Genomic DNA, 24149 nt, shown 5'->3' on the forward strand with positions numbered 1-24149 from the left:
CGGTCGGGTCCGGCCCGGTGCGGGTGAAATCCAATGTATGCGGGCAAAAAGATCATGAAAAATGATTTTTTTATTGGTATGGTTCCAAAAAACGAAACCTTTTGACACGCGCCATCCGCAGCAGATTTGGCGTTATTTCCGGGAGTGAGGCAGTGGCGAGTCGTGACTTCAGTGAGCGTGACCTGCGCTCGTTGCGCATCTTCTGTGCCGTCGCTCAGGCCAGCGGCTTTGCGGCGGCGGAGAAGCAACTGAACATGTCGAAGGCGTCGATCAGCCGGCACATTCGCGAGGTCGAGGAAACCTTGGGCACTCGCCTGTGCGAGCGTGGACCGTCCGGGTTCGTTCTCACGCACGCAGGCAAGGTCGCGCTGGACCTTGCCCGCGACGCGTTGAAGTCGCTGGAGCGCATACGGCCCGAAATCGATGCGGTGCGCGGTGTGCTCTCGGGCACGTTGTCCATCGGCATGGTCGAGCACATTGTGTCCGACGTCGGCTGCCACATCCCCGAGGCGCTTGCCGCGCTCAAGTCGCAGGCCCCCGACGTGAAGGTCGAACTGACGGTCATGACCTTTAACGAACTCGATCTCGCGTTGCGTGAGCGCCGAGTGCAGATCGCCATTCGTGGGATGTATCGTCGCGAAGCCGGGTTTCACTACCAGCCGTTGTTTATCGAGCGTCACCGCTTATACGTTGCGCGGCATCGGATCAAGGAGGCGTTGACGTTGCCGCTCGTCTACCGAAGCCAGCCGTTTGTGCATGAAGCGCTCAATTCGCTCGGGCTGACGCGAGGGCCAACGGCGTCGGGACTGGAGGCTGTCGCCATGCTGGTGCTCTCCGGGCATTACGTCGGGCTGTTGCCGCAGTATTACGCCGCGTTGTTTGGTAAGCACCATGCCCTGGTGCAGGTTCCGACAGGCCCCGAGTATGAGAATGCCATCAGCGCCATCACCGAGGCCTCGCGGCCCAGGACTCGCGCGCTGGAACTGTTTCTCGATCTGCTGGCGCAGTGCCACCCTCGCGAATGAGGCGCGAGGGTTCGGCCGCGCGGCGCGCTGGCCGATGCGGTGCACAGGGCATCCGAAAAAAATTTTCTCGATTTTCCGCGCTTCGTCCCACCCATCAAAACGATCGCAGCGTGCCCGCAAACCACCGTGCGACGGGCGCGATCATCATGCTGCAACGCAACAATCGACTCGATTGTTTCGATATTCACAATAATCGATTCAGCACTCAGGCATTGTCTGCGCATGCCCTCACCCGCTATAGTTGGCCCGCCCCCGGGACGCGATGCCGGGTTGTGCCTCCGGATAGGTGATCCCTGTGAGGCGAGCGCATCAGCGTCATGTTGCAAACGTAGTTATTAATGCGATGTCACCATCGCCCGTAGAAATGAGAGACACAGCTACTACCGACGCCGCCATGGCCACCAAGCCGCCCACGCCGGAAGAAATCCGCAAGCGCATTTTCGCAATTGTTGCGGCATCGTCCGGCAATCTGGTCGAGTGGTTCGACTTCTATATCTATGCGTTCTGCGCGATCTACTTCGCGCCGGCGTTCTTCCCGAGTGCCAATCCCACCGCACAGCTGCTCAACACCGCGGGCGTGTTTGCCGCAGGCTTCCTGATGCGTCCCATTGGCGGCTGGATCTTCGGCCGCATCGCCGACCGGAATGGCCGGAAGAATTCGATGGTCATCTCGGTGGTGATGATGTGCTTCGGCTCACTGATGATCGCCGCGCTCCCGACGCACGCCAGCATCGGCAACTGGGCCCCGGCACTGCTGTTGGTGGCGCGGCTGCTGCAAGGTCTGTCGGTGGGCGGCGAATACGGCACCACGGCGACGTACATGAGTGAAGTGGCGCTCAAGGGCCGTCGCGGCTTCTTCTCGTCGTTCCAGTACGTGACGCTCATCGGCGGTCAACTGCTTGCCGTGCTCGTGGTCGTGATTCTCCAGCAACTGCTCAGCGAGGCCGAACTCAAGGCGTGGGGCTGGCGCATTCCGTTCGTGGTCGGCGCGATCACCGCGGTCGTTGCCTTGCTGCTGCGTCGCACGCTGCGCGAGACGTCGACGAGCGCGAGCCGCAACAGCCGCGACGCCGGTTCGATCGCCGGGTTGTTCCGCCACCACAAGGCTGCGTTTTTCACGGTGCTCGGCTACACGGCCGGCGGCTCGCTGATCTTCTACACCTTCACCACGTACATGCAGAAGTACCTGGTGAACACGGCCGGCATGCCGATCAAGACGGCCAGCTACATCATGACGGGCTGCCTGTTCGTCTACATGTGCATGCAGCCGATCTTCGGCATGCTGTCCGACAAGATCGGCCGTCGCACCAACATGCTGCTCTTCAGCGCGCTCGGCGCCATTGCCACGGTACCGATCCTCACCACGCTCAAGACGGTGCAAAGCCCGACCGCGGCGTTTTTGCTGATTTGCCTGGCGCTCGCCATCGTCAGCTTCTACACGTCGATCAGCGGCATCGTGAAGGCCGAGATGTTCCCGATCGAAGTGCGTGCGCTCGGCGTGGGTCTGGCCTACGCCGTGGCCAACGCCATCTTCGGCGGTTCGGCTGAATATGTCGCGCTCGGCCTCAAGAAGGCCGGCATGGAGCCGACGTTCTACTGGTACGTGACCGGCATGATGGTCCTGGCGTTCCTCGTGAGCCTGCGCCTGCCGCGTCAGGCAAAGTACCTGCAGCACGAGCACTGATCGGGCACGTCGGGGGTTGGCGCGAAGCTCAGGCGTCGTCCCCCGAGGCCTGACGAGCGCTCTGCCAGATCGCGTCGAGCACCGGGTGCGGTTGGTGCCGCCGCCGGTAGAGCGCAATATCGAAGCCGATCTGCCATTCCTTGCCGCCCACGATGGCGAGCGTGCCGCGCGCAATGTCGTCGGCCACCAGGCGTTGCGGCAGCCACGCGATACCGGCACCGCGTCGCGCCATCGCCAGAATCGCTTCGTACGAATCGGCCTGATACACAGGCTTGAGCGTAGGACGGTTTGCCATCTCGGCAAGATGGCGGGCCAGTACGGCCCGCAATGTCAGCGTGCGGGCGAACGCCAGCCAGGGAATCGGCGACGGCCCGGCGGCAAGCCGATAGGTGGCGCGCCCCTTGGCGTCGAGCGCACTCACCGGCACCAGCACTTCACGCGCGACACTCAACCAGTCATAACGCTCCTGATCGATCAACAGCCGCGTGTGCGCGCTGGAATACACGATGAGCAGATCGACCTCGCCGGCCGCCAGCCGCAGAATGGCCTCTTCGGCACCGCCCGTGGACAGCGTCGCGGTGAAGAACCCAATGCGCGAGACCGCCTCGTCGTACCAATCCGGAAAGAAGGTGGCGGCCAGGGTTCGGCCCGTGGCGATCTTCAGATTGTTTTCGAGCGTGGGCGCGGCGTCCTGCAATTGCGTGCGAGCACCGTGAAGAATGTCGAGCGCGTTGGTGGCCGCGTCGAGAAACACGGTGCCGGCAGCCGTGAGTTCTAGCGGCTTGCTCCGTTCGACAAGCTGTGTGCCCACCCACTCTTCCAAGGCACGGATGCGTCGCCCGAATGCCGGGTGCGTGACGAAACGGTTTTCCGCCGCTCGCGTGAAACTGCGCGTGCGTGCCAGTTCGACGAAGTCTTCAAGCCATCGCAGTTGCATACCGTCTCCTCACAGCCTCCCCGCGGCCTCGACGAGGCCGGTTCGTGTTGCGCTCAGGCCTTGGAGAGCGACTTGAGCGCGTGCTTGATGCCGTCGGACACGCTTGTGCCGTCGGGCACGTTCTTGACGGCCGCAAGCGCCTCCTTGTCGGAGTAGCCCAACGCAAGCAGTGCATTGACGACGTCGCTCTTGTGATCGTGCGGCGTGACCGCGCCGGGCACCGTGCCCAGTTGCGCGCCGAGCTTGCCCTTGAGTTCGAGCAGCAGACGCTCGGCCGTCTTCTTGCCGATGCCGGGGATTTTCGTCAGACGTCCCGACTCCTGCAGCGTGACGGCCTGGGCGATGTCCGCAACGCTCATGCCCGAGAGAATCGCGAGTGCCGTGCGTGCGCCCACACCGGAGATCTTGAGCAGTTCACGAAAGGTATTGCGCTCGTCAGGCGAGCCGAAGCCGAAGAGCAGTTGGGCGTCTTCGCGCACGATGAACTGCGTGAGCAACGTCACGCGCTCGCCGAGATTCGGCAGGTTGAAGAAGGTGCTCATCGGCACCGAGATTTCATAGCCCACCCCCTGGCAATCGACCAGGATGTGCGGCGGATTCTTTTCCAGCAACGTGCCGGAGATGCGGCCAATCATTGACGCCTCGGGAGAGTGACTTCGACAGGCGGCAAGTGTAGCAGCCGCCAGCCCGGCCACGGACTCGGCAAGCTCATCCGTCGCCTTCAATGCCCGCGACAACATCGCCCGTCGAGCGTCTTGCCGCGCTGCGCAGGCACTCAAGCGCCGCCGCCACCGCCGCCCGGTTCGCGCCGTCGTCGCGCCAGTACATCGAGATCGCCCCGAACCCCGCCAGCCGTAACGGCACGATACGCAACGCGCCGAGCGCCTGCAGACGGCTCGCCGTGCGGTGCGACGCCAGGCCGATCATGTCGCTGTTGTTGAGCAACGTGAGATTGAGAATCGTGGAATTCGACTCAACGGTGTCGGCCGGCAACGGATAACCGGCCTCCGCGAGCGCCGACTCCAGCGCGTTGCGGATCGGCGTGCCACGCGGCCAGACCACCCAGCGATAACGCTGCATGTCGGGCCAGTCCACCTTGTCGAGCGAGAAGACCGGATGGCGCGCGCGCGCAACGAAATGCAGCGGCTCCAGATACAGCGCCTCGGCGCGAACGTTGCGGTCCTGCAGTTCGGGCGCCGAGCGCCCAACGACGATATCGATCTCGCTGTGCGCGAGCTGATTCATCAGCCGGTCCATCGTGTTCTCGATCACGCGGGCCTGCACGCGGGGCATGCGCTGCAGGAGCAACAACATCGCGAGCGGCACCGTGTCCGCCGACGACGCCCCCGACGTGCCGATCGCCACCAACCCGCTGCCGCCCTCGCGCATGGCGTCGAGATCGTCGCGCGCGGTGTCGAGCTGCGCCTCGATTCGCCGCGCGTGCTGGATCAGGGATTCCCCGTAGGCCGTCGGACGCAATCCCCGCGCCTGACGCTCGAACAGCGGCAGGCCAATGTCCTCCTCCAAATCCTTGAGCCACTTCGACAAACCGGGTTGCGTCGTGTTGAGCAATGTCGCGGATTGGCTCATGTTGCCGGTCTCCGCAAGAGTCAGCAGCATTTGCAGATTGCGCAGACGCAGTCGATGGGTCCAGTCCATACGAAGTCTCCGGGGCCTCCTCGGGACGCCCCAAAAACCACCCAATCCATACTATTTTTCGTATGGATCCGATGATTTATTCATTTCAAAGAATATGTCTCGCCGAGTATAACGCTACTCATAGACCCGCAAGCCCTCGTCGGCCGCGCTTGTCAGACGAGTTGACCGGGCCCCATACCGACACGGAGACACGCATGTCCGAACGCGCCCCCAGCGCCGAACGCGCTGCCTATTACGAACACATCGGCCACAACCACATGGCCCCGCTGTGGGAGTCGCTGCACAGTCTCGTGCCCCCGCAGCCGCGCCCGCGCGTGGTGCCCGCCCTCTGGAAATACAACGAAGTGCGCCCGCTCGTGATGGAAGCGGGACGCGTCATCAGCGCCGAAGAGGCCGTGCGTCGCGTGCTGGTCTTGCAGAACCCGGGAACGCCGGGCTCGTCTAGCATCACGGGGTCGCTTTACGCCGGGCTGCAACTCATTCTGCCGGGCGAGATCGCACCGAGCCATCGCCATACACAATCGGCCCTGCGCTTCATCGTGGAAGGTCGCGGTGCGTGGACGGCCGTGAACGGCGAGCGCACCACGATGCACCCCGGCGACTTCATCATCACGCCGTCGTGGACGTGGCATGACCACGGCAACCCGGCGGATGGCGAGCCGGTCGTGTGGCTCGACGGCCTCGATATTCCGCTCGTGCAGTACTTCGACGCCGGCTTTGCCGAGAACTACCCCGAGTCGCAACAGCCGGTGCAGCGCCCCGAAGGCGACAGCTTCGCGCGTTACGGCAACAACATGCTGCCGGTGCATCACAAGGTCAGCGATCCGACCTCGCCGATCTTCAGCTATCCGTATGCCCGCTCGCGCGAAGCGCTCGACACGCTGTACCGCAACGGCGAACTCGATCCGTGGGACGGCATCAAGCTGCGCTACGTGAATCCGGCGACCGGCGGCTGGCCGATGCCGACGATGGCGACGTTCATGCAATACCTGCCCGCCGGCTTCCAGGGCAAGACCTATCGCAGCACCGATGCGACCGTCTTTTCGGTGGTCGAGGGTCGCGGCACGGTGCGCATTGGCGACGAAGTCTTCCAGTTCGAGCCGCGTGATCACTTTGTCGTGCCCTCGTGGGCACCGGTGCAGCTCGCCGCCCTCGAAGACGCCGTGCTGTTCAGTTATTCGGATCGGCCCGTGCTCGCCGCCCTGAACCTGCTGCGCGAGTCGCGCACCTGAGGCCAACCCAACGCTCACTTGTCGGCCCCGCGCGCCGAACACCCGCATGAGCGGCGCGCGCGGCCTCTGCCCTATCCTTTATTCGTCGAGTCAAACCCTATGTCCTTCGTCTTCGCTCCGCCCGCTACCGTCGCCATTCCCGTTGTCGGCAGCGCCGATCAGTTCGCCGTGCGCCGGGTGTACTGCGTTGGCCGCAACTACGCCGCGCATGCCCGCGAAATGGGCTTCGATCCCGAGCGCGAACCGCCGTTCTTCTTCTGCAAGCCGGCCGATGCCGTGCTGCCGGTGGCCTACGGCGAGACGCTCACGTTGAAGTATCCCGCCCAGACGACCAACTATCATTACGAAGCCGAACTGGTCGCCGTGATCGGCAAGGCGGGCTCGGACATTGCGCTCGAGCAGGCGCTCGAACATGTCTGGGGCTACGCCGTGGGCCTCGACATGACGCGCCGCGATCTGCAGATGAAGATGCGCGAAATGGGCCGTCCGTGGGAAATCGGCAAGGCGTTCGATGCGTCGGCCCCGATCGGTCCGATCCATCCGGTGTCGAGCGTCGGTCATATCGAGAAGGCCGCGATTTCGCTGACGGTCGACGGCGTGCAAAAGCAGAAAAGCGACGTCACGCATCTGATCTGGTCGGTGGCGGAAACGGTCTCGTACCTGTCGCAGTTCTTCCGTCTCGAGCCGGGCGATCTGATCTACACCGGCACGCCCGAAGGCGTGGGCCCGGTCAAGGCCGGAGAGACGATGGTCACCGCCGTGGAAGGACTCGGCGAGATCACCGTGCGCGTGGTCTGAGGCATCGTCATGCAGCTCTATAGCTTCTTCAACAGCTCGACGTCGTATCGCGTGCGTATTGCGCTCGCGCTCAAGGGGCTGGAATTCGACACCATTCCGGTGAATATCCGCGCCGGCGAGCATCGCGCCGGCGCGTATGTCGACGAGGTCAATCCGTCGGCCAGCGTGCCCGCCCTGATCGTCGGCGAGATCGCGCTCGGCCAGTCGCTCGCCATCCTCGACTATCTCGACGCGAAATATCCCGAGCCGCGTCTGGTGCCGCAGGACATCGAGGCACGAGCCCGCGTGCTCGAATTGGCGATGCTCGTCAGTTGCGACATGCACCCGGTGAACAACCTGCGCATTCTGAAGTATCTGCAGGGCCCGCTGGGCCTCAGTGTCGAGCAAAAGAATGCGTGGTACCGCCACTGGATCGACGAGGGCATGGCAGGCGTGGAGCGATTGCTCGGCAAGCATGGACACGGCGCGTGGTGCTTCGGCGATGCACCGACGCTTGCCGACGTCTGCCTGATTCCGCAAATCGCCAATGCCCAGCGAATGGGTTGCGACCTGTCGGCGTATCCGCGAGCGATGACGGTCTACGCCCAGGCGGAGACACATCCGGCCTTCCTCGCGGCCGCACCCAATCGTCAGCCGGATTACACGGCCTGATTTCCACCCAGAACGGCTGGACAGGCCGCAGGAGACAACCATGAGTCAAACCTCTCAACCCAAAGCGCTGGTCGTTGGCGGTGGCATCGGCGGCCTGGCGGCTGCACTCGCGCTCGCCAATCAGGGCGTTCAGATCGAACTGCTGGAGCAGGCCGAGACCATCGGCGAGATCGGCGCGGGCATTCAGCTCGCCGCCAATGCGTTCGCGGCGCTCGACGCCCTCGGCGTTGGCGAAGCGGCGCGCGGTCGTTCGGTCTTCACCGACCACATCACCCTGCGCGACGCCATCGACCGCAGCATCATCGCGCAAGTCGACGTCGGCGCGCCGTATCGCGAGCGCTTCGGCAATCCGTACGCCGTGATCCACCGCGCCGACATCCATCTGTCGATTCTCGAGGCGGTACAGCGCAATCCCCTGATTCAGTTCCGCACCGCGACGCGTGTCGTCTCGCTGACGCAGAACGACACGGGCGTCACCGTCACCGACCAGCATGGCGAGCGCCATACGGCCGACGCCGTGATCGGCTGCGACGGCGTGAAGTCCGCCGTGCGCGCCGTGCTGATCGGCGACGAACCGCGCGTGACCGGTCACGTGGTGTATCGCGCGGTCGTCGACGTCGAGAACATGCCGAAAGACTTGCAGGTCAACGCGCCGGTCGTCTGGGCAGGACCGAACTGCCACCTCGTGCATTACCCGCTGCGTGGCGGCACGCAATACAACCTCGTGGTCACGTTCCACAGCCGCGAGCAGGAAGTCTGGGGCGTACGCGACGGCAGCAAGGAAGAAGTGCTGTCGTACTTCGAAGGCATCGATGCGCTGCCGCATCAGATGCTCGACCGTCCGACGTCGTGGCGACGCTGGGCCACCGCCGACCGCGATCCGGTCGCGCAGTGGAGCTTCGGCCGCGCCACGATCCTGGGCGACGCCGCCCACCCGATGACGCAGTACATCGCGCAAGGCGCGTGCCAGGCGCTGGAAGACGCCGTCACGCTCGGTGCCGCCTACGCGGCGGCCAACGGCGATTTCGTCGACGCTTTCCGCCGCTACGAGCACGCCCGTATTCCCCGCACCGCCCGCGTGCTCTACGGCGCACGCGACATGGGCCGTGTCTACCACGCCAAGGGGGTGGATCGTTGGGTGCGCAACTCGCTGTGGAAGGGCCGCACGCAAACGCAGTTCTACGACGCCCTGCAATGGCTGCACGGCTGGCGCGCCGAGCATTGCCTGTCGCAAACCCCGTGGCTGGCTGAGGCCTGAGCCCTAACCACGCCCCTACCCCTGCGTTCACCGCCCGGCATCCGGGCATCCCGCCACGCGACGGTCCCACACCGTCGCGCGGCACCCCCTCGCCTCGCGTCTCGCGATGCGGGGGCTCGGCAGCACTAATAACAACAATCACTGCAACACGTTTTGGCGACGACGGCCGACTTGCCGCGCCGCTTCTGGCAACCCTGAGGAGACAACCCATGCCAGCCACCCCCATCAATGTGACGGCGTTCATCGACCGGCATCGCATTTCGCCCTTCCAGGTGATGATCGTCGTGCTGTGCTTCCTGATCGTCGCCATCGACGGTTTCGACACGGCCGCCATCGGCTTCATCGCCCCTGCCATTCGCGCCGAATGGTCGCTCACCCCGGCGCTGCTCGCGCCTCTTTTCGGCGCCGGGCTTGCGGGCCTGATGGCCGGTGCATTCCTGTTCGGCCCGCTCGCCGACAAGTTTGGCCGCAAGACCATTCTCATCTTCTCCGTGTTGTTCTTCGGTCTGGCGAGTCTCGCGTCCGCAGGGTCGATGGAACTGTGGCAACTGATCGCATTGCGCTTTCTGACGGGCCTCGGCCTCGGCGGCGCGATGCCGAACGCGATCACGCTGACGTCGGAGTACTGCCCTGAGTCGCGCCGTTCGTTCCTCGTGACGACCATGTTCTGCGGCTTCACGCTCGGCTCGGCGCTGGGCGGTCTCGCCTCGGCCGGGTTGATCGACGCCTTCGGCTGGCGCGCCGTGCTGATCGTGGGCGGCGTCATGCCGCTCGTGCTCGGTGTGGTGCTGATGCGCGCGCTGCCCGAATCGGTGCGCTATCTCGTGATGGCGGGCAAATCGCCGGAGCGCATCGCGGCATCGCTGCAACGCATCGCGCCGAACGAAGATCTGCGTGGCGCGACGTTCAATGTCGCGACGAAGCCGTTGACCACGTCGCCGGTGAAGCATCTGTTCAAACCTGAATTGCTGCGCGGCACGCTGCTTTTCTGGATCACGTTCTTCATGAGTCTGCTCGTGATCTATCTGCTCTCGAGCTGGTTGCCCACGCTGCTTCGCACCAATGGCCTGACGCTGCGCAACGCCGCCATCGTCACTGCGATGTTCCAGGTCGGCGGCACGCTCGGCGCCATCGTGCTCGGCGGGTTGATGGACCGCTTCAACCCGCACTACGTGCTCGCCGCGGCTTACGTGCTTGCGGGCGTGTGTGTCGCCGCTGTCGGCCCTGTCGCCAGCTCACCGGTGCTCGCGTCGGTGGCCGTGTTCTGGGCCGGGTTCTGCGTGTCGGGCGGTCAGGTCGGCGCGAACGCCCTGTCCGCCGGTTTCTATCCCACGGACTGCCGCGCCACGGGCGTGAGCTGGGCCAATGGTGTCGGGCGTCTGGGCTCGGTGGTCGGCTCGGTCGGCGGTGCGTCGATGCTTGCCATGGGCTGGTCGATGCCGGCCCTCTTCGCCGCCATTGGCGTGCCCGCCGTGCTCGCCGGTCTGACGATGCTCACGCTGGGCCGTGTGCGTCACCATCAGGCCAGGCTTGCGGTGCAAGCCACGGCCTAGGCGTTTCGGCCCACGCAACAAGGCATACGTAACGCACACTGCCGCGGGTCTCCGGCTTGAGCGGGCGCCATTCGCATTGCGCGATGGCGCCCGCGTGCGTTTCCGGTCGGGGAATCCCGACAGCAAGCAGGTCGCGTGGCGTGCTGCGTCGCGCAAATCGTCGCGGATAGGCATACAGTGTCGACTGTCGGCGAATTCGAGGTGTCCATTGGGCACCCGCGTCATTGCGACGCTGCGCCGCGAGCCCCCATTCCCCTGTGGAGATTGAAGGTGTCGTTGCCCCCATTGCTGGTCCTGATCCCGATGCACCCCGAGCAGTTGTCCGAACTGCAAACCCATTTCGATGTGGCTTACCACCCGAGCTATCACCCCGCGCCGCAAGGCTGGGGGCCCGACGGCGAGCGGGCGCGCTTCGTGCTGACCCACGGCGCGCGAGGTCTGAGCGCCGCCGAGCTGTCGCATCTGCCGAACGTGGCGTTGGTCAGCGCGCTGGGCGCCGGCTACGAGAATCTGGACGTCGCCGCCATGCGTTCGCGCAATATCGTGGCCGTGAACGGTGCCGGTGCGAATGCGCCGACGGTAGCGGATCAGGGCTTTGCCCTGCTGCTTGCTGCCGTGCGCCGCATTCCGGCGTACGACGCCGCCTGTCGCAAGGGCGTGTGGCGCGACGCGCTGCCGATGCAACCGGGCGTGTCGGGCAAGAAGCTGGGGATCGTGGGGCTGGGGGCGGTCGGCCGTCAGTTCGCCAAACGCGGTGAGGGCTTCGATATGCAGATCGGCTACCGGAACCGCAACCGTCGCGACGACGCGCCCGCGCACTATCAATACTTCGACAGCGTGCTGGCGCTGGCCGAATGGGCGGACTATCTCGTCGTAACCGCTCCGGGTGGCGCGCAGTCCCATCACCTCGTGAATGCCGAGGTGTTGCGCGCGCTGGGCGAGCACGGCTTCCTGGTCAATCTTGGACGTGGCAGCGTCGTCGACACGGCCGCCCTGGCGGACGCATTGCGCGACGGCACCATCGCGGGTGCCGGGCTGGATGTCTACGAGGGCGAGCCGTCGCCGCCTGCGGCACTGATCGACTTGGAGAATGTGGTGCTCAGTCCGCACGTCGCTGGCCGCTCGCCCGAAGCGGAAGCCGCCACGCTCGCCCTGTTTCTCGAAAATACGCGCCGCTTCCAGGCCGGGGAGCCGGTGTTGACGCCGCTGTGAGTGGCGAATGGCGTCAGTGATTGTCGAGCCCGTCGATACTTCGCACGGGCGACGGCGAGAGCGTGACGCCGTCGTTGACCGGCTCGAACTCGATGCTGCTGACAGCGCTGCCCGTGGTGAAGGCGGTCTCGCACGTGGGGCACCTCACTTCGGCCTCCGAGTGGAGATAGTCATAAAGCGCCTGGACGGTGGGCTCGCTCGCCGCGACGGGGAAGCGGGCTTTACAAGTGGGACAAACGACGAAACCGGTGTGGATCGACAGCATGACGGGCCTCCTGCGGACAAGTCGGCAACGTCACCGATTTTACAACCAGCCGGGTCATCGTGCGACGCGGGTCGCGGGGATTGGCGACGACATCGATCCCGAACTGAAGGAACGCGCCACTGCCGTACTCGACAAGTTGGGGTTGACCGTTTCCGATGTAGTTCGGATTTTACTCACGCGCATTGCCAACGAAGGTGCGCTACCTTTTGGTTTCGTCACGGATCCCGACGCTCACGATGCATGGTTCAAGCGAAAGGTGTTGGAAGCGCTGGAAGACACACGTCCAGCCATTCCCGACGAAGACGTCGAATCCCATTTCGCCGCACGCCGTGCCGCCGCACGCAAACGCAGTTCCCAAAAAGGTTAGCTTCGTGGCGCGCCCGCCTCCCCCTCCTGCAACCAGCGACGTTTGTCGCGCAGCGGCGCTTCGCCAAACACGCGCGCATATTCACGGCTGAACTGCGATGCGCTTTCATACCCCACCGTCTGCGCTGCCGCCGCCACGGTGACGTCCGCCGCAAAGATCAATCGCCGCGCCTCCTGCAAGCGCAACTGCTTCTGGTACTGCACCGGACTCATGGCCGTCACCAGCTTGAAGTGGTGATGCAGCGACGACACGCTCATGTGCACCTCCTGCGCCAACGCCTCCACGCGCAACGGTTGTGCGTAATGCTCGCGCAACCATCGCACGGCGCGCGCAATGCGATTCATCTGGCTGTCCTGCAACGCCATCTGCCGCAGCAACACCCCCTGACCGTTCATCAGCAATCGATAGACGATCTCTCGCTTGATCATCGGCGCCAGGATCGGAATGTCGCGCGGTGTGTCCAGCAAGCGCAACAATCGCAACACCGCGTCGAGCAACGCCGCGTCCAGCCGATTGACGTACATGCCACGCCCACTCGCTGAAGGCGCCGGCGGCGGCAAATGTTCGTCGCCGATGAGCGACGTCACATCCTCGGCCACCAGGTCGAGGCGCATGCCCAGATACGGCGATTGCTCGCTCGCCCCCGACACCTGCGCCACCACCGGCAAATGCACCGACGACACCAGGTAGTGCATCGGGTCATACGCGTAATCCTCGTCGCCGATCCGCAAGCGCTTCTCGCCCTGGGCGATGACGGCGAACGCCGGTTGCTGAAGCGCCGGCTTCGGGCCGCCCGGATGCAGGATCCGATGGACGAACAGGCCCTCCACCGCCGTCGGCGTCGTGCCCTCCAAGCCGTGCGCCGCACGCTCCAGCAGGTGCACCAGTTCGGTACGCGCGGCGCGCGACGGATCCCCCTCGAGCCCGCGCGGCAAGGCCTCGCGCGGCTCAGTCTTGACCAAATGCATGACCATGCCCTCACTCCAGAGGCGGCCGATCCCCACCTCACGGCCGCAATGCTGCACAGCATACCCTCGTCACATTCGCTTGCCCGATCCTCCGACCCGGGATTCACACGATCAGGCAGGAAATGTGCAGGAACAGGTACTGCTCGCTAGATGCGCCTCGACGCATAATTTCTCCCATCCCGTGCAAACCGTCGCCCCTCCCTGACGGTCCCCTGCGACGGGCAGCCATTTCAACGGAGCAATGCAATGCGACAAAGAAAACTCGGCAATACCGGCCTCTTCGTCTCGGAATTGTGCCTCGGCACGATGACCTTCGGCGGACAGGGCGAACTGTGGAGCAAGATCGGCCATTTGCAGCAACACGACGTCGACACACTCGTGGGTCGCGCGCTCGATGCCGGCATCAACTTCGTCGACACCGCCGATGTTTATTCGGAAGGTCAGTCGGAAATCCTCACCGGCCAAGCCCTGCGCAATCTCAAAGTGCCGCGCGATAACGTCGTGGTCGCGACCAAGGTTTTCGGCGCCACGGGCGCACAAGGGACCAATTCGCGCGGCCTGTCGCGCTATCACATCATGGACGGCATCAAGGCCAGTCTCAAACGCCTGCAACTCGATCACATCGACCTGTACCAGGTGCACGGCTTCGATCCGGCCACGCCTATCGAAGAGACCCTCGGCGCGCTCGACACACTGGTGCGTCAAGGGCACGTCCGCTATATCGGCGTCTCGAACTGGGCGGCCTGGCAGATCACCAAGGCGCTGGGCATTTCGGCGCGGCTGAACCTCGCGAGTTTCGCGTCGCTGCAGGCGTACTACACGGTCGCCGGACGCGATCTCGAACGTGAGATCGTGCCGATGCTGCGCAGCGAAAACGTCGGCCTGATGGTGTGGAGCCCGCTTGCCGGTGGCCTGCTCTCGGGCAAGTACACGCGCGACGGCCAGACCGAAGCGGGCAGCCGCCGCCAAACCTTCGACTTCCCGCCGGTCAACGTGGAGCGTGCCTACGACGTCATCGACGTCATGCGTGGCATCGCCGCCGAGAAGGGCGTGTCGGTCGCGCAGATCGCGCTCGCCTGGCTGCTTGCCCAGCCGGTCGTCTCGACGGTCATCATCGGCGCCAAGCGGGCCGATCAGCTCGACGACAACATTGCGGCAACGCGTGTCACGCTGAGCGCGCGCGAATTGTCGGCCATCGATGGGGCCAGCGCGCTGCCGAGCGAGTATCCCGGCTGGATGCTCTCGCGCCAAGGCGACCCGCGCCGCGCCCAGCTCGCCGAAGCCGGGCTGCTGTGAACGTCGGGAATCCGTCAATGCGCGCAGAAGCGCAGTGAGCGAGACACAGTGCACCGCGCGAGCGGTGCACTGTGCTCACGGCACGACGAAAAATTCTCGCGACCGGGTGGCGGCAAGGTGTGAACATGGATCGCGCCTTATTGGCGATTTTTGCGGTAGCTTATTACCGCGTGCGTTGGGCAATCCAGACCATCGTCCGCACATCCCTTTAACAGGAGTCCATCTTGTCAGCCGCTGCCCCCGCCTCGCTCACGCTCTATGTCGACGCTCGATTCACAAGCCCCTATGCACTGTCGGTCTTCGTCACGCTACGTGAGAAAGGTCTGTCGTTTGATCTGCAAACCGTGGATCTCGTGCAGGGCGCGCATTATGAGACCCGCTTTGCGAACCTATCGCTCACGCGTCGCGTACCCACGCTCGTGCACGGCGATTTCACGCTGTCCGAATCGTCGGCCATCACTGAATACATCGAGACGATTTTCCCCGAGGTGCCCGTGTATCCGTCAGATGCCCGCGAGCGGGCTCGCGCGCGTCAGGTGCAGGCGTGGCTGCGCAGCGATCTGGGCGCCTTGCGAGAAGCGCGTTCGACCGAAGTGATCTTCTACCGTCCAGTGGACGAACCCCTCTCCGACGCAGGTCGCGCGGCCGCGAGCAAGCTGATCGCCATTGCCCAGGACCTGCTGGCCGACGGCCGCATGTCGCTGTTCGACAAGGCGTGCATCGCAGACGTCGATCTCGCATTGATGATCAACCGTCTCGTGTACAACGACGACGTGGTGCCTGCGGCACTGGTCGAGTATGCCCGCCGCCAATTCGCGCGACCGGCCGTGCAGGAATGGCTGGCGATGACGCGCCCGCCGCGTCCGGGCGACAGCATCGACGGCAGGGCCGCGGCCTGAGGGGGCCGTCGCCCTGGACGAATAACCCAGTCGCTCCCTCCTGATAAACGAAAACGCCGTTTGACACGTTGCTGTCCTTCGTGGAGACGAACGGCGGCAACCGTCATTTCGCGGGAATATCGACAAATCTCGCACTTTCCTTCTAAAAATCGGCCAATTTCCGATTTTTATCGGCGCCATTGCCCTCTGAATGATGTTGTGACGGCGCGGGTGGTGAATTCAGTCGACAGGCAGGGGGCTAAAGGAGGAAAATAGGGCCACCTTGCCGTTTACGTTAACGGCACTGACGACTGAAGCCCCCTCTGCCGAGACATTCAAGAAACATGAGCGCCGATAATCAATTGCGTTTTGTCGTGGAGCCGCACGCCAACCCCACCCCTGCCGACCAGATCGCCGCCAAGCTGGCGAACCCGGTGTTTGGCCGCGTATTCACGGATCATATGGTCACGATCCGCTGGACCGAGGGCACGGGCTGGCACGACGCGAAGGTAGAGGCCCGCCGTCCGTTCGAGATCGATCCGGCATGCGCCGTGCTGCATTACGCGCAGGAAATCTTCGAAGGGATGAAGGCCTATCGCAGCGAAGACGGCAAGATCTCGCTGTTCCGCCCGCAAGCCAATGCCAAGCGTTTCCGTGAATCGGCCCAGCGCATGTCGATGGCCAAGTTGCCGGAAGCCGTGTTCCTCGAAGCCGTGGAAAAGCTGGTCGACATCGATCGCGCATGGATCCCGGGCACGGAAGGCAGCAGCCTCTATATCCGTCCGTTCATGTTCGCGTCGGAGAGCTTCCTCGGCGTGCGCGCCGCGCATGAGTACATCTTCTGCGTGATCGCCTGCCCGGTTGGCCCCTACTTCAAGCCCGGCAAGTCGGCCGTGACCGTGTGGGTATCCGACCAGTACACGCGCGCCGCCCCAGGCGGCACGGGCGCCGCCAAGTGCGGCGGCAACTACGCGGCGAGCCTGATCGCGCAGACCGAAGCCAGCGGCAAGGGCTGCGATCAGGTCGTGTTCCTCGACGCTGCGCAACATCGCTGGATCGAAGAGCTCGGCGGCATGAACGTCTTCTTCGTCATGGACGACGGCTCGCTCCAGACCCCGCCGCTCGCCGGCACGATTCTGCCGGGCATCACGCGCGCGTCGATCATCGAAATGGCCAAGCGCGACGGCCTGACGGTCAACGAAACGCCGTACGAGTTTGCCCAGTGGCAAGCCGACGCGGCCAGCGGCCGTGTGAAGGAAACGTTCGCGTGCGGCACGGCGGCGGTCGTCACGGCCATCGGCCAGGTGCGTCACGCCAAGGGCGAGTTCAACATCGGCGACGGCGGCGAAGGCCCGGTCACCAAGCGTATTCGCGATCAGCTCACGGGCATTCAACGCGGCAAGGTCGCCGATCCGTTCGGCTGGGTGCACCACGTCGCCTGATCGACGGACGTTGTCCACATAACAAGTTGTGAAGTTGCGCATCGCCCGAGACAGCGATGCGGGAAATCATCGGCGGCGCGCCACGACACCAGGAGAGTCGGGCGCGCCGTCTTGTTGTATTTGACTTGCAGATCATGGAACAGAATCCAGGCGCCATGGCGGGCAGCCCCCGCAGCGCCCTCGCGGCAGCCGACACAATCGGCGTTCCGCACTCCGTGCTCGAAGACATCTATGCGATGGTCATCGGCATGGCATTCGTGGTGGTCGGGCTGGTGCTGCTCAAGGCAGCCGGGTTGGTCACCGGCGGCGTGGCCGGCATTGCACTGCTCGCGTCCTACGTCTTTCCCCTCCCGGTGGGCACCATCTTCACGCTGGTGAACATTCCGTTTTTCCTGTTCGCGTACGTCACGATGGGCCCGCGCTTCGCGCTCAAGTCCACCGTCGCGAGCGTCGGCATCACCTTTGCCCTCGCGGCCATGCCGCAAACGTTCAACGTCGCCTTCGTCAATCCACTGTTCGCCGCGTTCGTCGGCGGCACGCTGTGTGGCATGGGGATTCTGGCGCTCGCGCGTCACGGGGCCGGCGTGGGCGGCACAGGCATCGTCACGCTGTGGCTGCAACGCGAGCGCGGCATCAACGCGGGCATTACCCAGTCGTGCATCGACACGACGATTCTGCTCGCCTCGCTCACCACGATCCCCGCGGGACGCGTTGCCTGGTCGGCACTGTCGGCGCTCGCCATGAGCGCCATGGTGGTCGCCTGGCACCGGCCGGGCCGTTACACCGGACGCTGAGCCGCGTCAGCCGGTCGCGTCCGGGCGATAGGCGCTGGCCTGTGTCAACAGCCACTCGCGGAACACGCTGAGTGGCTGCCCGTGCGTGAGTTCCGTCGGATAGACGAGGTAGTAGGCCGACTCGGCCACGCTCTTCACGTCGACCGGAATCGTCAGGCCAAAGTTGGCCAATTGTCCTTCGACGAAGAATTTCGGCACCAGCGCGATGCCGAGTCCAGCGGCCGCGCCCGCGATGAGCATTGTGTGAAGCTCGTAGCGCACCCCTTGCAGCGCCCGATGGTCCTCGATGCGTTGCTCCGCAAACCATTGGGTCCAGGCACTGGGGCGTGTCGTCGAGTGCAGCAGCGGATACTCGAGCAGATCGGCGGCCGTGCGAACCGGCCCTTTGAGCAACGACGGTCGGCACACCGGCACCACCTCCTCACCGAACAGATAATCCGACGACGTGCCCGGCCAGGTTGGTTGCCCGAAATGGATGGCCGCTTCGAAGTGCGTCTCGTCGAACGTGAACAGGTCGGTGTGCACCCCCATGTTCACCCGAACCTCGGGGTGGCGCTCGTCGAAATCCTTCATTCTCGGAATCAACCACTCGGACGCGAACGTCGGCAGCACCGCCAACTCCAAATATCCGCCGCCGCTGCCGTGCGCCATGATCGAGAGCGTGTCTCGATCAAGCTGCTCCAACGTGCGGCGCACTTGCATGCCGTACAGGCGTCCGGCGCGGGTGAGCACCACGCGCTGCTTGGCGCGAACGAACAGGCGCACCCCCAGTTGCGCCTCCAGCGTAGCGATCTGACGTGACACGGCACTCTCCGTCAGGAACAGCTCGCGCGCCGCGTGCGTAAAGCTTTCGTGCCGGGCCGCAGCCTCGAACGCCAGCAGCGCCGCCGTGCCGGGGGTCTTGAATTTGCGCATATTGATTCCAAAAACGCATCAAGTGGCAATTTTATCTCGCTTTACGAGCGAGGCATCCATTCCAATAATGCTGTCAATGCAAGATGGCATGGGGTAAGGCGTTCCCTGCCATGCCCTGACACCCTGCGATGCCGCCTAAGACGGCGTTCCCCCCTTGAGATAATCCGATGCGCAATGCCAATGTGCAGTCCCTGCTGGTTTCCCTGATCGGGCAAGCGCGTACCGACGCGCTCTTCGCGACACTCAATTCGCCGTCGATCCTGGCGGATGCCGAGCCGGGGTGCGTGACACGTGCCGAACTCGCGCAGGCCATGAACATGGCCCTGTTCGAAGGGCTGCTGGCGCGTTCGGCCAACGGCCGCACCTACACCGAAGAAGCGATTGCGGGCGGTGGCAGCGTCTACTTCGATCACGGCGCGCTGCGCACCGTGCGCTGGGCCGGTAACGGCGCCCTGCCGCCGGGCGAAGCGGCCTTCACGCGCATTTTGCGCCCGCTGGGCTTCCGTCTGAACGGTCGCTATCCGCTCGACCGTCTCGGCATGACGGGTCGAGCCTATGCGCACGAAGACGCCCCTGAAGAGATTTCGCAGTTCTTCGTGAGCGAGCTGCATCCTGAGCGTTTCTCCGAGACGTTCCAGCAAGCCGTGTCGCGTGTGGTCGGCACGTCGAAGGATCCGCTCACGCCTGCGGCCGCCGGTCAGCTTTGGGAACTGGAGCGCGACGGCACGCTGCCGCTCGAAAGCGCTCAAGCGCTGCTGCCGGTGATCGTTGGCGCGTTTGCCCGTCAGCACGACGTTCCGAGCGAAGCCGATTACGAACTGCTGTTGGCGGAATCCGCCGAAATGGCCTGGATCGCGACCGAAGGCAATGCGTTCAATCATGCGACCGACCGTGTCGACGACGTGTTCGCGCTGTCCGACGCCGAGAAGGCCAAGGGCCGCCCGATGAAGCCCGACGTCGAGCGTTCGCGCTCGGGTCGCGTGTTCCAGACGGCCTATCGTGCCGACGCCGTGCGTCGCGAGTTCCGCGGCAAGGATGGCGAAATCGTGACGCGCGAAGTGCCGGGGTCGTTCTACGAATTCATCACACGGCATCGCGAGTACGACACCGCGAAGCGTTGCTGGAAGATCGATCTGCGCTTCGACGCGGGCAATGCGCAAGGTATTTTCAAGATGACGGCCAACGCCAAGTAATCGAGGACGCGTGGCGTCCGGCGCACAATATGTCCGTGCGTCGGTGCTGCACCTCACTCTGCCGACACCGGTGAACACCACCGGCGGCCAACACTGAATTCCATAGGGGTATCCACGTGAACGCGACTTCCATCCTCAACGAACTGGGCATTGCCAAACTGGCCGAAGCGGGCGACATCGCCGTGCATTCACCCATCGACGGCGCATTGATCGGCCGCGTGGCCAGCGCCTCGGTCGCCGACGCCCAAGCCACCCTCGCCCGCGCGCAGACCGCGTTCACCGCATGGCGCAACGTGCCCGCACCGCGTCGCGGCGAACTGGTGCGTCTGCTCGGCGAAAAGCTGCGCGAGCGCAAGCAGGCGCTGGGCGCGCTCGTCACGCTCGAAGCCGGCAAGATCCTGCAAGAGGGCTTGGGCGAAGTGCAGGAAATGATCGACATCTGCGACTTCGCCGTCGGCCTGTCGCGTCAGTTGTATGGCCTGACCATCGCGTCGGAGCGCCCGGGCCACCGCATGGCCGAGACGTGGCACCCGATGGGCGTGTGCACCGTCATCTCCGCCTTCAACTTCCCGGTGGCCGTGTGGGCCTGGAACGCTGCGCTCGCGCTCGTGTGCGGTAACGCCGTGGTGTGGAAGCCCTCGGAGAAGACACCGCTGACCGCGCTGGCCGTGAATCGTTTGATGGAAGAGGTCATCGCCGAATTCGGCGACGCGCCGGAAGGCCTGACCGCGCTGATCGTCGGCGGTCGCGACGTGGGCGAGGCGCTGGTCGCCGATCCGCGCTCGGCCATCGTGAGCGCGACGGGCAGCACCGAAATGGGCCGCAAGGTCGGCGTGGAAGTCGCGCGCCGCTTTGGCCGCTCGATCCTGGAACTGGGCGGCAACAACGCGGGCATCGTGACCGGCAGCGCCGACATGGAACTCGCCCCGCGCGGCATCCTGTTCTCGGCGGTGGGTACGGCCGGTCAGCGTTGCACCACGCTGCGCCGCCTGTTCGTGCACGAGAGCGTGTACGACAAGACCGTCGAGCGTCTGAAGACGCTGTACGGCAAGGTCGCCATCGGCAACCCGCTGGAGCGCGGCACGCTCATGGGCCCGCTGATCGACGAAGGCGCCTTCAAGCGCATGCAAGACGCCCTGGCCAAGGCACGTGCGCAAGGCGGCACGGTCACCGGCGGCGAGCGTTACGCGGTCGCGGGCGCGGAGAACGCGTTCTATGTGAAGCCGGCCATCGTCGAGATGCCGTCGCAGACGGAAATCGTGCTCACCGAAACGTTCGCGCCGATTCTGTACGTGCTCAAGTACAGCGATTTCTCGCAAGCCATCGACGCCAACAATGCCGCCTCGCACGGCCTGTCGTCGTGCGTGTTCACAACCGATCTGCGCGAAGCCGAGCGCTTCACGTCGTCGGCCGGTAGCGACTGCGGCATTGCCAACGTCAACATCGGTCCGAGCGGCGCGGAAATCGGCGGCGCCTTCGGCGGTGAGAAAGAAACGGGCGGCGGACGCGAGTCGGGCTCGGACGCGTGGAAGGGCTATATGCGCCGTGCCACCAACACCGTCAACTACTCGTCCGCCCTGCCGCTCGCGCAAGGCATCGACTTCTCGATCGAGTGAAGTTGCGATAGGCCGCCCCCATGTACGCCTTCACTTCCGTGTTCGCCAACCCGGCCGGTTCGCCGATTCGCGAATTGTTCAAATACTTGTCCGAGCCGGGCATGATTTCGTTCGCGGGCGGCTATCCCGCAAGCGACCTGTTCGACGTCGACGGTCTCGCCGCAGCGCAGGCTCGCGCCTTCGCGCAGCCGACGCGCTGCCTGCAATACGGGCCGACCGACGGCCTGGCCGAACTCAAGACGCAGCTTGTCGCGCTGATGGCCTCGCGCGGCGCGCCCTGCGCGGCCGATGAGCTGCTGGTGACGACCGGCTCGCAACAAGGGCTGGACCTGCTGCTGCGCGTGATGATCGCGCCGGGCGATGTCGTGGTGACCGAACAGCCCGCGTATCCGGCGACGCTGCAAGCGTTGCGACTGCAGCAAGCGACGATCGTGACGGTGCCTGTCGACGCGCACGGTCTGGACGTCGCACACCTGAGCACGCTGCTGCACGAGGGCAAGATCGCCGCGCCGAAGCTGCTGTACACCGTGCCGACGTTCGCCAATCCGACCGGCGCAACGCTCTCGCGCGAGCGTCGTATCGCACTGCTGAAGCTGGCGGTCGAGTACCGGTTCATCATCGTCGAGGACGATCCGTATGGCGACTTGCGATTCGCGGGCGACGCGGTGCCGACGCTACTCGGCCTGACGGCGGAGGTGCCGGGATCGCGCGACTGGGTGGTGCACTTTTCGAGCCTGTCGAAGATCGTCGCCCCGGGGTTGCGCGTGGGCTGGACGGTCGCGCCGCCGGAGATTGCGCGCCGATGCGTCGTCGCGAAACAGACGGTCGATCTATGCAGCGTGCCGTGGACGCAAGCGGTCGCGGCGGAATATCTGGCAGACGGCGCATTGACACGCCATCTGCCGACGATCACGGAAGCCTATCGCCGCAAATGCGACGCGATGTGCGATGCGTTGCGCGCGACGCTGGGCGACGCCATCGCGTTCCACGCGCCGCAGGGCGGCATGTTTGTGTGGGCACGTCTCGCCGCAGTGAAGACGAGCGATCTGCTGCCGCACGCGATTGCCGAGAAGGTGTTGTTCGTGCCGGGAACGGCGTTCTTTGCCGAGCATGCCGACGAGGCATCGCTGCGCTTGTCGTTCGCGGCGCCCGGCGTGTCGGCGATCGAGGAAGGTGTGGCGCGACTGGCGCGTGCGATGCACGCGACCCGTGCCACGCTGTGATCAACGCGGCAGGCTGTCGCGCACGATCTGCGCGAAGTAGCGCGCGCCGAGCGGCAGAATCGCGTCGTTGAAGTCGTAACAAGCGTTGTGCAGCGGGATCGCGCCGGGCGCATCGCCGCTGCCGTTGCCGATGAACGCGAAGTTGCCCGGTACATGTTGCAGGAACACCCCGAAGTCCTCCGAAGCCATCATCGGCGCGACGTCCGCGTCGACGCGCGCTTCGCCCACCACCGCCTGTGCCGCGCGAACGGCGAGCGCCGTGTTGTCCGCCCAGTTCATCGTCGACGCGAACTCGTGCGTGTACTCGAATTCGCCATGCGCGCCATGCATCGCACAAACGCCCAGGCAGATCTCGCGCATGCGTGTCTCGAGCAGTTGCTGCACGTCCGGCGAATAGCTGCGCGTGTCGCCCTTGATGACGACGTTCGTCGGAATGGCGTTGCGAATGCCGTCCGTAACGAACTCCGTGCATGACACCACCGCCGACAGCCCCGGATCGACACTGCGCGACACCACGGTCTGAAGCGCCACGACAATCTGCGCGCCGATCACGAGCGGATCGATGCCCATGTGCGGGCGCGCCGCGTGCGTTCCCTTGCCGCGAATGCGGATGACGAAGTTGTCTTCGCTCGCCATGATGCCGCCGACGCGCGTGGCGAAGTGACCTGCCGCGATGCCCGGCATGTTGTGCACCCCGTAGATCGCATCGATCGGGAAGCGTTCGAGCAATCCATCCGCAATCATCGCCTTCGCGCCGCGGCCATGCTCCTCGGCAGGCTGGAAGATGAAGCGCACCGTGCCGTTGAAATCGCGCGACGCCGCCAGCAGCTTCGCCGCGCCGAGCACCATCGACATATGACCGTCGTGCCCGCAAGCGTGCATCTTGCCCGGCACTTGCGACGCGTAGTCGCGCCCCGGCGCCTGCTCGGCGATCTGTAGCGCGTCCATGTCGGCCCGAATGCCGATCGCGCCGCGCCCGTCGCCCACCCGCAGGTTCGCGACAATCCCCGTGCCGCCGATGCCGCGGTGCACCTCAAGCCCGAGGCTCTCCAGAATGGCCGCGACCGTCTGCGACGTGCCGACTTCCTCGAAACCGGTTTCCGGTTGACGGTGGAACGCGTGTCGCCACCCCGTCAGCGCCTTGGCGAAATAGAGGTCCTGCGTCATGACTGACTCCTATGAA

The 24149-nt window shown here is 64.8% G+C and carries 23 protein-coding genes; 16 read left to right on the forward strand and 7 right to left on the reverse strand.

What is annotated here, in order from left to right; translation table 11 throughout:
* The first annotated feature begins 152 nt into the window (after nt 1–152).
* Both PSO31014_RS11320 and PSO31014_RS11325 read left to right on the forward strand, forming a co-directional pair.
* Nucleotides 153–1025 carry a LysR family transcriptional regulator gene (locus tag PSO31014_RS11320; RefSeq protein ID WP_150551707.1) on the forward strand — a complete coding sequence of 291 codons (873 nt, stop codon included), beginning with the start codon at nt 153–155 and terminating at the stop codon, nt 1023–1025.
* A 394-nt stretch (nt 1026–1419) separates the two neighbouring features.
* Complete coding sequence (locus PSO31014_RS11325) at nt 1420–2709, forward strand: MFS family transporter (protein WP_150551708.1); 1290 nt, start codon at nt 1420–1422, stop codon at nt 2707–2709.
* A gap of 28 nt (nt 2710–2737) precedes the next feature.
* Here PSO31014_RS11325 and PSO31014_RS11330 read toward each other — a convergent pair whose 3' ends face one another.
* The 3 genes from PSO31014_RS11330 to PSO31014_RS11340 all read right to left on the reverse strand — a co-directional run bounded on the left by PSO31014_RS11330 (nt 2738) and on the right by PSO31014_RS11340 (nt 5305).
* On the reverse strand, nt 2738–3646 hold the full coding sequence (locus tag PSO31014_RS11330; protein ID WP_150551709.1) for a LysR family transcriptional regulator: 909 nt from the start codon (nt 3644–3646) through the stop codon (nt 2738–2740).
* Nucleotides 3647–3699: 53 nt separating this feature from the next.
* Nucleotides 3700–4281, reverse strand: coding sequence for a Holliday junction branch migration protein RuvA (gene ruvA / locus PSO31014_RS11335; RefSeq protein ID WP_150551710.1), 582 nt, complete (start codon nt 4279–4281; stop codon nt 3700–3702).
* Between the two features lie 73 nt (nt 4282–4354).
* The gene (locus PSO31014_RS11340) at nt 4355–5305 is read right to left on the reverse strand and encodes a LysR family transcriptional regulator (protein ID WP_150551711.1); all 951 of its coding nucleotides are present in this window, start codon (nt 5303–5305) and stop codon (nt 4355–4357) included.
* Nucleotides 5306–5499: 194 nt separating this feature from the next.
* Here PSO31014_RS11340 and gtdA point away from each other — a divergent pair, with 194 nt between their 5' ends.
* From gtdA to PSO31014_RS11370, 6 genes are all read left to right on the forward strand, one after another.
* Nucleotides 5500–6537, forward strand: coding sequence for a gentisate 1,2-dioxygenase (gtdA, locus tag PSO31014_RS11345; RefSeq protein WP_150551712.1), 1038 nt, complete (start codon nt 5500–5502; stop codon nt 6535–6537).
* Nucleotides 6538–6636: 99 nt separating this feature from the next.
* Entirely contained in the window at nt 6637–7335 is a 699-nt protein-coding gene (locus PSO31014_RS11350; protein ID WP_150551713.1) for a fumarylacetoacetate hydrolase family protein, read from the forward strand.
* Nucleotides 7336–7344: 9 nt separating this feature from the next.
* On the forward strand, nt 7345–7986 hold the full coding sequence (gene maiA / locus PSO31014_RS11355; protein WP_150551714.1) for a maleylacetoacetate isomerase: 642 nt from the start codon (nt 7345–7347) through the stop codon (nt 7984–7986).
* A gap of 40 nt (nt 7987–8026) precedes the next feature.
* Entirely contained in the window at nt 8027–9244 is a 1218-nt protein-coding gene (locus tag PSO31014_RS11360; protein ID WP_150551715.1) for a 3-hydroxybenzoate 6-monooxygenase, read from the forward strand.
* Between the two features lie 209 nt (nt 9245–9453).
* Complete coding sequence (locus tag PSO31014_RS11365) at nt 9454–10797, forward strand: MFS transporter (protein ID WP_150551716.1); 1344 nt, start codon at nt 9454–9456, stop codon at nt 10795–10797.
* A gap of 270 nt (nt 10798–11067) precedes the next feature.
* Nucleotides 11068–12009 (forward strand): 2-hydroxyacid dehydrogenase, encoded by a 942-nt coding sequence (locus tag PSO31014_RS11370; protein WP_150551717.1) that lies wholly within the window; start codon nt 11068–11070, stop codon nt 12007–12009.
* 13 nt (nt 12010–12022) lie between these two features.
* Here the strand turns inward: PSO31014_RS11370 and PSO31014_RS11375 are convergent, their stop codons facing one another.
* Nucleotides 12023–12274 carry a hypothetical protein gene (locus PSO31014_RS11375; RefSeq protein WP_150551718.1) on the reverse strand — a complete coding sequence of 84 codons (252 nt, stop codon included), beginning with the start codon at nt 12272–12274 and terminating at the stop codon, nt 12023–12025.
* Here PSO31014_RS11375 and PSO31014_RS11380 point away from each other — a divergent pair.
* The gene (locus PSO31014_RS11380; protein WP_150551719.1) at nt 12273–12641 is read left to right on the forward strand and encodes a type II toxin-antitoxin system RelB/DinJ family antitoxin; all 369 of its coding nucleotides are present in this window, start codon (nt 12273–12275) and stop codon (nt 12639–12641) included. The two genes, PSO31014_RS11375 and PSO31014_RS11380, sit on opposite strands and share 2 nt — an antisense overlap.
* On the opposite strand, the gene PSO31014_RS11385 is transcribed toward PSO31014_RS11380, so the two are convergent.
* Complete coding sequence (locus PSO31014_RS11385; RefSeq protein ID WP_246176606.1) at nt 12638–13609, reverse strand: AraC family transcriptional regulator; 972 nt, start codon at nt 13607–13609, stop codon at nt 12638–12640. The two genes, PSO31014_RS11380 and PSO31014_RS11385, sit on opposite strands and share 4 nt — an antisense overlap.
* Before the next feature lie 246 nt (nt 13610–13855).
* On the opposite strand from PSO31014_RS11385, the gene PSO31014_RS11390 reads away from it, so the two are divergent.
* The 4 genes from PSO31014_RS11390 (at nt 13856) to PSO31014_RS11405 (ending at nt 18019) form a co-directional block, all read left to right on the forward strand.
* Nucleotides 13856–14905, forward strand: a complete 1050-nt coding sequence (locus PSO31014_RS11390) for an aldo/keto reductase (RefSeq protein WP_150551720.1) — start codon at nt 13856–13858, stop codon at nt 14903–14905.
* 224 nt (nt 14906–15129) lie between these two features.
* Nucleotides 15130–15804 carry a glutathione transferase gene (gene yfcF / locus PSO31014_RS11395; RefSeq protein ID WP_150551721.1) on the forward strand — a complete coding sequence of 225 codons (675 nt, stop codon included), beginning with the start codon at nt 15130–15132 and terminating at the stop codon, nt 15802–15804.
* A 323-nt stretch (nt 15805–16127) separates the two neighbouring features.
* On the forward strand, nt 16128–17225 hold the full coding sequence (locus PSO31014_RS11400; protein WP_150551722.1) for a branched-chain amino acid aminotransferase: 1098 nt from the start codon (nt 16128–16130) through the stop codon (nt 17223–17225).
* A 134-nt stretch (nt 17226–17359) separates the two neighbouring features.
* Nucleotides 17360–18019 carry a YitT family protein gene (locus PSO31014_RS11405; protein WP_246176592.1) on the forward strand — a complete coding sequence of 220 codons (660 nt, stop codon included), beginning with the start codon at nt 17360–17362 and terminating at the stop codon, nt 18017–18019.
* A 6-nt stretch (nt 18020–18025) separates the two neighbouring features.
* Here the strand turns inward: PSO31014_RS11405 and PSO31014_RS11410 are convergent, their stop codons facing one another.
* On the reverse strand, nt 18026–18934 hold the full coding sequence (locus tag PSO31014_RS11410; protein WP_150551723.1) for a LysR family transcriptional regulator: 909 nt from the start codon (nt 18932–18934) through the stop codon (nt 18026–18028).
* 167 nt (nt 18935–19101) lie between these two features.
* On the opposite strand from PSO31014_RS11410, the gene PSO31014_RS11415 reads away from it, so the two are divergent.
* From PSO31014_RS11415 to PSO31014_RS11425, 3 genes are all read left to right on the forward strand, one after another.
* Nucleotides 19102–20127, forward strand: a complete 1026-nt coding sequence (locus tag PSO31014_RS11415; RefSeq protein ID WP_150551724.1) for a DUF1338 domain-containing protein — start codon at nt 19102–19104, stop codon at nt 20125–20127.
* Nucleotides 20128–20243: 116 nt separating this feature from the next.
* Nucleotides 20244–21743: an L-piperidine-6-carboxylate dehydrogenase gene (gene amaB / locus PSO31014_RS11420; RefSeq protein WP_150551725.1), complete on the forward strand. Its 1500-nt coding sequence runs from the start codon at nt 20244–20246 to the stop codon at nt 21741–21743.
* A 20-nt stretch (nt 21744–21763) separates the two neighbouring features.
* Nucleotides 21764–22966 (forward strand): aminotransferase-like domain-containing protein, encoded by a 1203-nt coding sequence (locus tag PSO31014_RS11425; RefSeq protein WP_150551726.1) that lies wholly within the window; start codon nt 21764–21766, stop codon nt 22964–22966.
* Here the strand turns inward: PSO31014_RS11425 and PSO31014_RS11430 are convergent, their stop codons facing one another.
* Entirely contained in the window at nt 22967–24133 is a 1167-nt protein-coding gene (locus PSO31014_RS11430; RefSeq protein WP_150551727.1) for a M20 aminoacylase family protein, read from the reverse strand. It lies immediately after the preceding gene.
* Between the last annotated feature and the right edge of the window lie 16 nt (nt 24134–24149).

Origin of the sequence: Pandoraea soli, from assembly GCF_902459595.1 — a bacterium.
In the GTDB taxonomy this organism is placed as follows: domain Bacteria; phylum Pseudomonadota; class Gammaproteobacteria; order Burkholderiales; family Burkholderiaceae; genus Pandoraea; species Pandoraea cepalis.